Below are 10,881 nucleotides of genomic sequence, written 5' to 3'. Positions count from 1 at the left end.
ATGAAAAAACTCCCCTTACAGTAACAGGTTTTATTATTTCACCTGTCTACCGTATGGGGAGCATATCAGGCTGAGGGGCAGCCCGCTTCTATTTTTCAGCAAACCATCTTCATAATAAAATACAACCACCACAGTTTGCGGCACCGCTGGTTGTTGATCATAAGAGCTGTCAACTATAATAGTACATATAAGCAACAAGGAGCCCGGCATTTATTGAGAAAGCAGGTTTCAGAGGATGGACGTACATTGGCTGGCGAGGACGGCTTTGAATATTATAGCGTCTATTATAAAGCGACAATTCCAGAGCCTGCGCCGCAGCCCATTATTCAGCTCGCTGAACGGCTGCATCCTTTTCACACGTTATATGAATTTGCACCTGCCCACCCAGTCGCTTTATATCGCTGCTTGACGGATATGCACAAGGAATGGAGCAAGGCGGAGGCACTTGGGCAGCTGCGCGCTAAAAACCTGCTTTTTCAGTTCGTCCACGAACTATTAAATCAAATGAAGCTGCAGGGTACTCGTTCAGAAAAACGCGATTTGGCGGCGCAAATCATTGCGATCCTTCATAAGCAGTATGCCGAGCCCATCACACTTGAATCCTTATCGGAAAGCCTGAATTACAGCGTTCCTCACCTATCCTCCTATTTTAAAAGCCGGACGGGCGTTAGCCCCATTGATTATTTGATCAAAGTCCGTATCGACAGGGCAGCGGCTCTGCTGCTTGAAACGGATGCCACGTTAAGCGAAATAGCGTATGGTGTTGGCTATCGCGATCCCTATTATTTAGGCAGACTGTTCAAAAAATATAAAGGCGTCTCTCCCTCTCTATTCAGAGCGGAGCATTCCACCAATCAAGGTTTAGAAGATTGTCCTGCTACAATCATGAGATTCTCCATTGCCCCTCCAAAAACGCTCCGCTATACTGATGTAGCTGATAACGATTATCAACGTAGCAAAGAGGGAGAGTCTGACATGTTTAGTGAATCAAAACCGTCCATGGCGGCGGTATTATTACTCAGCTTTATGCTTCTTCTCAGCGCTTGTGGAACGCAAGCGTCTAGCAATAATGCTGCCACTGGTGCAGCAAGCTCTACGGAACCAAGCAGTTCGCCGCAAGCAACGGCAACCACCGCGCCTGAGCAAGAAGGAACTAAAACCGTATCAACTATTATGGGCGATGTTGAAGTTCCGCTGCATCCGAAGCGCGTAGTGGCCGGAGAATATTTAGGCAGCCTGCTGGCACTCGGTGTGATTCCAGTTGGAACCTCTACTCACCATCTTTCAAATCCTTATTTAAGCGAAGCTTTGAAAAACGTAGAGGATTTGGGAGACGGTAACGGCAATTTAGAGAAAATTGTTGCCATTGAGCCTGACCTAATCATTATGGATGACATGTATACCGAGATGAATGATCAGCTGAGCAAAATCGCTCCAACTGTCATTATTCCTTATGCTTCGCTTAAATCGGTACATGAGGAAGTTTCTTATTTTGGCGAGCTGCTGGGCAAGGAGCAGGAAGCAACAGCATGGCTAGCCGACTATGATAAGCGCATAGCAGCAGCGAAAGAAAAAGTACTTGAGGTCATTCCCGCAGACAGCACGTTTTCCGTCTTGGAATGGATTGGCAAAGACGTTTCAGCTGTCGGCTCTAACTATGGCAAAGGCGGGCAGCCCATTTACAATGTATTTGGCTTTAAGCCTCCAGCCGCAGTGGCAGCTGAACTAAGCGATCCAGGCTGGGCAACCCTTTCGAATGAGGTATTGCCTCAATACGCCGGGGATTATATTGTGCTCACGACCGATAGGCTGTCTATTGACGATCTCAAAGCAGACCCTATCTGGGGATCTCTTGACGCCGTCAAAAATGATCGGGTATTTATTTGGGGCAAAGAGCGCTCCTGGTACTGGGACCCGATCGCCATCCTGACCCAAACGGAAGAGCTGGCTGATTGGCTTGTGAGTACGAAATAATAAATTAATGGCGTTAATGAAATGGACTAATGAGGTCAATGATTAGCTCCATAAAAAACAAGCAGCGACGGCGTTAGCGCCTATCACTGCTTGTTTTGACTTATTCCCATATTTCTGAGTTTAATAGCACAAATTTATGGAAGTTCATATACCATTTGCCGTCAGAAGCTTGGACCACATCCTGTAGGTAATTGCTTGGATATTCCTCCAGCGGATTATCTTTATCTATCATTGTTGAGAAAATATATACTTTAGCTTTATTAGCCTCATAAGATACTATCGCAGCTTGATTTAACTTATACTCGAAATTATAGCTGAATAGATCATGACTATAATACTGCTCCAACTGCTCCTTGCTTGGACTCTTCTTCTCCAGCCAGTAGTCAGGAGGTAGCAGTGCAATTAGAGCTGCGGCATCTTTGTCATTCAATGCCTTTATGTAAGCTTCTACTAAGGCATAAATTTCTGTCTTATCGGCACTCGGCACCTCCACTTCCCTTTCTGGAAGCGACTCGTAATCTAAAAACTCAATATTCGGCATGATTTTATGTATCGCCCATCCCTTGTCATCTACACGTTTCATTTCAATATCCGCATGCAGCATTCGATCCAGCAGCTCCTCCCCGCTCTTAGGTATAAACGCATCTACATGTATGGTCACGAAACTTCCCCACGATTTCAACTCAAAGCTTCTTAGCTCAGCAGCCTCACTAACTGTATAATAATGTGTTTCAAGGATGGAGCGAATCATTCTTAGATCGGCTTTCTTTGGTTTTCCCCACGCGCTTTCGTATACCTCCGCGATATTTTTGTCTGGATAATAATCTGCATACAAATAATCAGTAGCATGAAATAAATGCCCCAGTACTAATGTATTTGCCCCAGATTCAATAATGGCAGGCGTCGCCCAATCATACCTGAACATTCTTCCGTTAACGTAAGTCGTCCCACTATTTAAATCAATTTTAAAAAAGGCATCCTCTGATCTGGCCGTAATGATCTTCTTGGACTTATCATAGTTAAAAGTAAAGCCTAAAGCCTTCACGGCGCTGCGAAACTCCACATACACCCGTCCTCCACGAATAATGGGGGCGTTAACGGGCTTCATTTCTTTACCCTGTACATAAAATTTTATCGGCTTCTCGACTGGGACAGCTGCTGCCGATACTGATGATATAGATATCATAATTAATACTAAAGCTAGTAACAGCAATAAACTGCATTTAACTGCTTGCTTTCTCTCCATTTAATTATCCCTCCGTATATCCGCATAATATTGTAATTATCGGCATTAAGCAGTTTTTAATAGAGAGTTCAGCAGCAACCGCATAATAAAAGAAGCTGCCTCCAGCAAAACGCCGGAAGCAGCTTTATCTTTTCAAATAAGGAGATTATGGTGCCAATGCCGCGAGCACATCATCGATCTTGCTGCTGTCAGCAATCGGGCCGCTTTTCATCCACGTCTCAAAATTAACCTCATGAATGTTTCCGTTCGTAACAGCAGGCAGGTTTTTCCACAATATACTTTCTAGCAGTTCCTTAGCTTGCTCTTCTGCGCCTGTATCTACCGTGAGAAAAATATGATCAGCATCCAATTGCGGAATCATCTCCATGGACAAATTGACCACCTTCTCCTCCTTGTCGAGCACAAGCTCCTGCACCAGCTTGCTTGGCTTCAGCTTTAGCTCGTTGTACACGACAGGTCCTGCATAACCCGGCCCGCCGTAAAGTCTAAGCGACTTGGCATGCACACGCAGTATCGCAACCGTCTCCTCGCCAATGGACGCTTCAAGGACAGCTGCAGCTTCCTCCGCTTTTTTATCATACGAAGCGATAACTTCTTCCGCCTTCTCCTTCTTGCCCAGCAAATCGCCAAGTGTCCGAATCGTCGAGCGCCAGTCCGCGCGTGCATCCGTAAAGGCGTACATCGGAGCAACCTTGGATAAATGTCCATACTGCTTTTCCTCATACACATTTGTCAAAATCAAATCCGGCTCCGCCTTCACAAAAGCCTCGACATCGCCTTCAATATCAATGTCCTCTACCGTAAGCCCCAAATAGTCTTGTCCGCTCCATGTGCCAATTCTCGATTTGCGGATTGGCGTAACGCCCAGTGCCGTTAATTCATCCTCTAAATAAATGCCAATAATTTTGCTCGGCTCAGCCGGAATTGTAATTTCATGCCCAAGCTCATCTGTAACAACGCGTTCTGTTGCCGTGCTCGTTTCCGTTGATACGGGTGCGCTCTCCGTTACAGCCTCTGCGGAGCCGGAGCCAGCTTCTCCTGCCCCGCATCCCGTAATCAAAATAATCAGCACCAGCAGCATGCTGGGCAATAAGCCTGCCTTAAACATCTTTCTAACCACTCCCCGAATATAATGATAATCGTTATCACTATATTCTTTTTTCATTCGTTTCCCAAGGACAAATCGAACTTTTTCATAGGATTTTTGTGTCCTGAGGGTGAGTAGCAAACAAATGCAGCGCTTCTGCTATTTTTAGCTTATCCATTTCCATGCCGCTGCTCATCCATGTAAAATAGTCGGCGATATAGACTTGTCCATTTCGGACAGAAGCAAGCTTGGCCCACGGCTCTCCTGCCATAATGCGCTCCGCTTCTTGCTCCATGCCTGGATCAATAACGATCAACAAATGCTCGGCATCCAGCAAAAGCAGCTGAGAAGGCGCAAGTGCAGCCCACCATTTATCCCATGTCAGCTGCTGTACAAGCCTTGGCGGCTGCAAATTCAAATCGCGATAGAGTATTGGACCGACAAAGCCCTGCTGAGGGCCGCCATATAGCCGCATTTGCTGTGTATGAAATCGCAGCATTGCTACGCTTGCGCGCCCTATACTTCGACTTAATTGCTCACGGGCATGCTCCAGCTGTTTATCAAAGCTTTCAAGCAGCTTCACGGCTGTCTCGCGCCTCCCCAGCAGTCCTGCAATTTCCAGCAAATCGGTCCGCCGATCTCTTCTCCAAGTAACAGGAATAGTTGGCGCAATTCGGCTGAGCTGCAGCTCCTGATCAGGATGAATATAATCGCTGCACAAAATCAATTCCGGCTGCTGCTCCTCCAGCAGATTCGCCTCACGTTCTCCGAACGCTGTCTCCGAGCTTCCTAAGTAAAGCGACCTATCCAAGCGACCTATCAGCGGATGGGTCGTATCGATCATGACTGCGGATGGCACCACGCCCAGCGCCAACATGCAGTCGATAAACGACGGATAAAGGCAGACGACCCGCTGGCGTGGTTGCTTCTGATAAATTGTAGGCGAAATACCGAGCACATTTTTGAATACGCGGCTAAAATAATAAGGCTCCCCAAAGCCAGTATATTCGGCAATCTCACTCATTTTGTCCTTGCCTTGAATAAGTGCCTTTCTCGCATGATTGAGCCTGACACTTGTCCAATATTCCTGAGGCGTTTTTCCCAGCGCCTTCTTGAAGGCACGTGAATAATACGGCGCGCTCATGCCAGCCATTTCCGCCAGTTTATCCCGCGATAACGGCTCGTGAAAGTTCCGCTCCATGTATCTGGCGGTCAACAGCAGCGATTCATGCTGGCTCAGGCCCCTCTTCTCCTCTACATCCTTTAACAGTCGATACAGCAGCTCCTGAAAATCAATATGCAGACGGAATCGCTCCAGTTCGCCTTGATCAAGGCGATTCACATACAGCTCCTTCACACGGTCAATTAGCGGCCCGGCAGCACGCTTAGACAATTCTGCATGATAACAAAAGGCAGCTGATTTGCCCTGCAACAAATCATGCTGAAAAATAAGCTCATAAAAGCCCATCGCCTCTTCATCAGCCGCATGAACAATGATATCTGCTCCCTGCATGCTGAGGCAAAAGCTGCCCCGTCGTAACGTGCGTTTAGCTTCTCGGCCGCCGTAATCCAATACGCCTTCACCGCTTGCAACGAGCAGCAGCCTCCCTCCAGCTCTATTACTCAGCTGAATATGCTCATCCCTTTCCAGGCGTTCGTAATGAATGTGCTTGATTTGTACATTTGCCGCAATGAGTGCCAGCGTCATTTCCCTGCCCTGTTCCATATGCTTCACCTTGTATGCGTATTTTAGATGATGGTGCCCTTCAACCACGGTTACCTTCTATTTTAGCAGAAAGGCCGAAGTGCGGCTGTGGCATTGAAGTGGCTAAGGCTGTGTCCCATTCAATCGGAAGGAAGCAAGCGTAAACAGCTGTAGCCGTCCTCTGGCGGCAAAGCTACCGTTTCGCGTAGAAATATAGAGAAAGGATAGGAAAATCATATAATTTCCTGTATTTCAAAAAAAAGTCCGGGAAGCAAGCTCCCGGACTTTCAGTCTTATTTTCAAGCATAGGGTCCATGACAGACGCCTGCTTATTTTTGAGCATTCGCTACCTTCTCAATCATCTCATCAACCGCTTGCTCCGCGAAATAAGGACCATAGTTCCATTTATCACGGGTCACATTGATAATCCGATTATTTTTGATCGCAGGGATCGATTGGTATAGCGGCTCTTGGAACAGCTTATACATTTCGACCAATTCCTCGTCGGTCATTTGCGTAAAGAAATAGTCCGCTGGACGATCAGCCAGCGATTCCATGGAAAGTGCAGCTCCACCATCAGCGTATTGCTTAAACTGCTCCGGCATCTGATAGCCGAAATCCTCATAAATCAATTTGCCAAGCGTACCGCCTTCGCCTCCAAGAAACAGCTCTCCTTTGTAAAGAATAAAGGTGATAGCCGTTTCGCCCGGCGTCACTTTTACTTCAAGCTGATCGCGGACGCTTTGCAGCTTCGCTTCAAATTTAGTAATCCACGCTTCCGCCTCTTGCTTGCGGTTCATAATATCGCCCATGTCCCGCAGCGTATTGATGACATCTGGATCACCGCCCCATGAGACAGCAACGGTTGGCGCAATCTTTTCAAACTGGGTGTAGGCCGATGCATCATGGTATTCCGGCAAAATAATCAAATCCGGCTCGAGCGCAGAAACAGCCTCGACATTGCCAAGCCCTTCACCAATGCTAGTAACACCTGCCAGCTCCTCCGGATAATGATCAAGCACCGCCTGATCAACGCCAATCGGTTGTATGCCCAGCGGCAGCAAATAACCACCATATGTGATAACAACCACTTTGCTAGGGTTCGATGGAATTTCCACCTCACGTTCGAGTGCATCCTTATACATTCTTGTCGTTGCTGCTGGCGATTCTGCCGCTGTATCAGCCGTGGCGGTTACATTTGGCTGAGCATTGCTTCCTTGAGCGCTCTGCTGCGGCTCTGCAGCTGTACCGCCACATGCTGCAAGCAGCAGCGACAAGCTAAATAATAACGTTACGGCAAAAGATGGCTTAAAACCCCACTTCATTTCATTCACTCTCCATGCATTATATTGATAATGATTCTCGTTATTACCAATATAGCTTTGTCCGGCCTGCGGAGCAATGAACGATTCGGGCATCATTTTCGGACGAATTGAACCAATTGAGCCGAGATTAAGCTTTTTAAACTGTGTAGGAGTGACTCCTGTCAGCTTCTTGAACAGACGGCTGAAATAATAAATATCAGTATAGCCCACCTTTTCAGCAAGGCTGCGAATAGGCGTATCCGTCTCCGTGAGCAAATATTTGGCTCGATTGATCCGAGTTTGCATCAAATATTCCATGGGGCTGCAGCCGAATTTGCGCTTAAACACCCTTGCCAAATAATGCGTGCTGTAATGGAACTTCCCAGCCATCGTTTCCATCGTTACCGTTTTATGAAAATATTCGTGAATGTACTCAGCGATTTGCTCTGGTAAATCTGGTACTGTTGCTTCGGCCTTCACCATTTGCAGTTGGCGAAACTGTTCAACCACGAATTGATAGAAAATTCCCGTTACCTGCAGCCGATCCAGCTCCTCGCTACTTGCCCACAGCTGAGACATCTGCTCCAGCAACGACAGCAGCGACAAAGCATGCATCACCTCAAAGGCATAACGCCGCCCGAACACATCCTGCTGTTCTAAATCACCATGCCTTACTTGATTGCCTATCATACCCAGCGGTTTATACAAAACTAAATAATAGTCAAACGGCTCATCCCCGCACCATATGCTTAGGTTGGCGCCTTTTCCACCATGCAGCAAATAACCATTATCGCAAGGAGCTTCTAGCTCGTCCATTACCAGCCTAGCATTGCCTTGATTGGCATATACAAAAGCGTTTGCAGGAAGGCGATAGGCTAACCTCTTCTCTACCGGCTTCATCGTAAGATGGCGAATATCCAGCACTTGAACAGGCCTTTGGTTCCATAATTGGATAGTATCCTGCCATTCCATAAAAACACCTCGAAACGAAAATAAATGCTGAACCTGCATCCTTTATTATAAAGGATAACATCCAAGCAGCAAGTACGTCAGCCCTATTGCTTTTCTTTTTGCCGATCGGATTTTCAATAACTTAATATGGATTCGAAGCTCCATTTGAATCAAGAATTTAGAAGACTGATCCATTTTGAAACCCTCGATTTGTAAAGAAAGGATAGATATAAAGCTAATGAATTTTGCAAATAGACGAAAAGTAAGTAATTATCTTACGCATGTACATTATTAAGTGAATTATCCCGATAAATATACTATATAGATAATTCACTTGGGAGAAAAGACAAGCGTAAACGGCTGAAGCCGTCCTATGGCGGCAAAGCTACCGTTTCGAGGGTGAAATATAAGAATTAATAAGTGTGAAACTTATTAATTCTTATATTTTAAAAAAACCAAAGGAGAGCATACGTATGTTTAAGCGAGTGGAGAATGAGCTGGAGCTAGCGATGTTTAATGGTGTTTGGACAACTGTCTGGAGAGAAAAAGGATTTGATCTTGAGTTTTCCGCTCAAGCACTGGAGCGAATTATGATTGTCACGGCGGAGGGCCATTATGTAGGCACGGCTGAGATCAAGCCGTATAGTGCTGCAAGCACGATTAACGAAGCCGGATTTTTTCAGGAGCACTCGGAGCTGATACGCGCACAGGGAGAAATTGCGGAAATTGACAAAATAGCCTTATTAAAGCCTTATCGTGGGCAACAATACATATCTGAGCTGCTCTCCTCCCTTGTCTATACTGCGGAGGAACGGCAGATCAAATATTTTGTTTCGTTGCTGGAGCCTGTATTTTTAAGGGCATTGCGGGTTACTTTCAAGGTGCCATTGGAGAAGCTTGGAGAGAAGGAGTTTTATAAAGGCGATTATGTGGTTCCAGTGGTAATTAATGTGGAGCAAATTTATTCGAATAAACAAAAATATGCTTGGCTTTCCTATTCGCAGCAAGCCGTTTTCACTGCACACGCTAGCAACGCAGGAGTCTAGAGCTGAATCGGCTTAGCTGTACAAATTATAAAAAGGTGGATTTACGTATGAAGAGAATACTAACGGAGCTTGATAAGCGGAACCGATTGTTAATAAAAATTCTTTGGGGCGTGCTTGTTCTAGGAGTGACCACAGATATTGTCATCGGTCTGGATAAAAATATGATTCTTTTTCTTGCCTCTGTTGGAGGTGGAACGAGTGCTATAGTCACTTTTATGACTTATAGAGGTATCCTTTCAGACTATATTAAGTATATGGTTCCGTGCATTTTAACGATAATTGTCTCCTTTCTTATCATTTCCGATCCGAATCCAGTCGTAAGCACTTATTTTATTGTTTATGTTAATCTCGCAATCATCACCTTGTACGCCGATTATCGGCCTATTATTTTCACAGGCATACTGGGCGCAGCGCTGAGCACTTATTTATTTATGAACCCTGTGCTTCAGCCTAAGCTATTCCCAGGAGAATCGCTCGCCTATTTGTATTTGTATTTAATGTTTGCAACAGGGGCGCTGGCATTTTCGGCCAGCTTCACCCAGCGGCTGCAGAAGCAGGTAACAGACAAGCAGCGCGAGGCAGTAGCCTCCAAGGATATGGCGGAGGCGCTGCTTACCAAGCTGAAATCATCGATTCATGTGCTTACCGAGTTCAGCAGCAGCCAGCAAGCGACTGTTCGTTCAACCGGAGAAATCTCCAAAGAGGTGACGGTGACCTTCTCAGCCATGTCGGCTGCAATTGAGACACAGACGGGAACCATTATGAATATTAGCGATACGACGCAGATGATAGACACGGCCGTCAAGCGCTTGCTTAATGGAACGGAATTGCTACGACAATATTCAGCGGACAATGCCGCATTGACCGTAGAGAATCGGGATCAAATGGCTGCATTATCAGGCGAGATTGAGCGTGTTAGAGCGATCATCCTGCATACAGTCGACATGATGAACCAGCTTAATGAGCAAAATGATCGCGTAAGCTCGATTGTCGGAACGATCGGCGATATTGCAGAGCAAACGAATCTGCTGTCGCTTAATGCCGCTATTGAAGCAGCACGAGCAGGCGAGCATGGCAAAGGTTTTGCAGTCGTATCCGACGAGGTACGAAAGCTTGCCGATAATTCAAGAGCTGCGACACACGAAATTACTACGATTTTATCCGGTATTCGTTCGCAAATCAGCGCTGTTCACCTGCAGGTAACAAGCGGACAAGCAGCAGTGACAGCCAGCAGGGATGTTTCACGTCAGGTACAGCAGCTTATTGATCGCATCAGCGAAAATATGGAGCTCGTGAGGCAGCACTCTGATACAGTTGGCAGTTCTGCGGGTGATCTGCATGAGCGTTATGCAAGCATGGCCGATGAGATAGTCAATATTGCAGCTACGACTGAACAGAACATGGCTTCCGTTGAAGAGGTTCATGCTAGTATGGAGACGCAGGACGTGAAGATACATACGATGGTGCAGGAGTACGGTCAGCTGGACCAGTTGTTGTCAGAGCTCAAGGCGATGGTAGCAAAGCAGTAGCCTGATATAAGAAATATCCGTATTGCCCACTTTTCTGCG

The 10,881-nt window shown here is 46.3% G+C and carries 7 protein-coding genes; 3 read left to right on the top strand and 4 right to left on the bottom strand.

Annotation, left to right across the window (positions count from 1 at the left end; translation table 11 throughout):
• Nucleotides 1–213: 213 nt before the first annotated feature.
• Nucleotides 214–1,974, top strand: coding sequence for an AraC family transcriptional regulator (locus WH37_RS27920; protein WP_052737266.1), 1,761 nt, complete (start codon nt 214–216; stop codon nt 1,972–1,974).
• A gap of 100 nt (nt 1,975–2,074) precedes the next feature.
• On the opposite strand, the gene WH37_RS27915 is transcribed toward WH37_RS27920, so the two are convergent.
• The 4 genes from WH37_RS27915 to WH37_RS27900 form a co-directional block, all read right to left on the bottom strand.
• Nucleotides 2,075–3,220, bottom strand: a complete 1,146-nt coding sequence (locus tag WH37_RS27915) for a stalk domain-containing protein (protein WP_046233934.1) — start codon at nt 3,218–3,220, stop codon at nt 2,075–2,077.
• A 145-nt stretch (nt 3,221–3,365) separates the two neighbouring features.
• The gene (locus WH37_RS27910; protein ID WP_052737265.1) at nt 3,366–4,328 is read right to left on the bottom strand and encodes an ABC transporter substrate-binding protein; all 963 of its coding nucleotides are present in this window, start codon (nt 4,326–4,328) and stop codon (nt 3,366–3,368) included.
• Between the two features lie 85 nt (nt 4,329–4,413).
• Nucleotides 4,414–6,033, bottom strand: coding sequence for an AraC family transcriptional regulator (locus WH37_RS27905; protein WP_156182399.1), 1,620 nt, complete (start codon nt 6,031–6,033; stop codon nt 4,414–4,416).
• A gap of 308 nt (nt 6,034–6,341) precedes the next feature.
• Entirely contained in the window at nt 6,342–8,288 is a 1,947-nt protein-coding gene (locus WH37_RS27900) for an AraC family transcriptional regulator (RefSeq protein WP_046233932.1), read from the bottom strand.
• A gap of 452 nt (nt 8,289–8,740) precedes the next feature.
• Here WH37_RS27900 and WH37_RS27895 point away from each other — a divergent pair, with 452 nt between their 5' ends.
• Together WH37_RS27895 and WH37_RS27890 are read left to right on the top strand one after the other, a co-directional pair.
• Entirely contained in the window at nt 8,741–9,313 is a 573-nt protein-coding gene (locus tag WH37_RS27895) for a GNAT family N-acetyltransferase (protein ID WP_046233931.1), read from the top strand.
• Nucleotides 9,314–9,360: 47 nt separating this feature from the next.
• Nucleotides 9,361–10,842, top strand: a complete 1,482-nt coding sequence (locus WH37_RS27890; RefSeq protein WP_046233930.1) for a methyl-accepting chemotaxis protein — start codon at nt 9,361–9,363, stop codon at nt 10,840–10,842.
• Nucleotides 10,843–10,881: the final 39 nt, after the last annotated feature.

This window comes from Paenibacillus algorifonticola (assembly GCF_000971975.1).
Taxonomy (GTDB): domain Bacteria; phylum Bacillota; class Bacilli; order Paenibacillales; family Paenibacillaceae; genus Pristimantibacillus; species Pristimantibacillus algorifonticola.
The sequence above is the reverse complement of the archived record's forward strand: the minus strand, read 5'-3'. Positions and strand labels throughout refer to the sequence as shown.

What these genes read in the sequence shown, in the direction of transcription:
- WH37_RS27910 (WP_052737265.1), bottom strand. Translation starts at nt 4,328, where the DNA reads ATGTTTAAGGCAGGCTTATTGCCCAGCATGCTGCTGGTGCTGATTATT.
- WH37_RS27890 (WP_046233930.1), top strand. Translation starts at nt 9,361, where the DNA reads ATGAAGAGAATACTAACGGAGCTTGATAAGCGGAACCGATTGTTAATA.
- WH37_RS27895 (WP_046233931.1), top strand. Translation starts at nt 8,741, where the DNA reads ATGTTTAAGCGAGTGGAGAATGAGCTGGAGCTAGCGATGTTTAATGGT.
- WH37_RS27915 (WP_046233934.1), bottom strand. Translation starts at nt 3,220, where the DNA reads ATGGAGAGAAAGCAAGCAGTTAAATGCAGTTTATTGCTGTTACTAGCT.
- WH37_RS27900 (WP_046233932.1), bottom strand. Translation starts at nt 8,288, where the DNA reads ATGGAATGGCAGGATACTATCCAATTATGGAACCAAAGGCCTGTTCAA.
- WH37_RS27905 (WP_156182399.1), bottom strand. Translation starts at nt 6,033, where the DNA reads ATGGAACAGGGCAGGGAAATGACGCTGGCACTCATTGCGGCAAATGTA.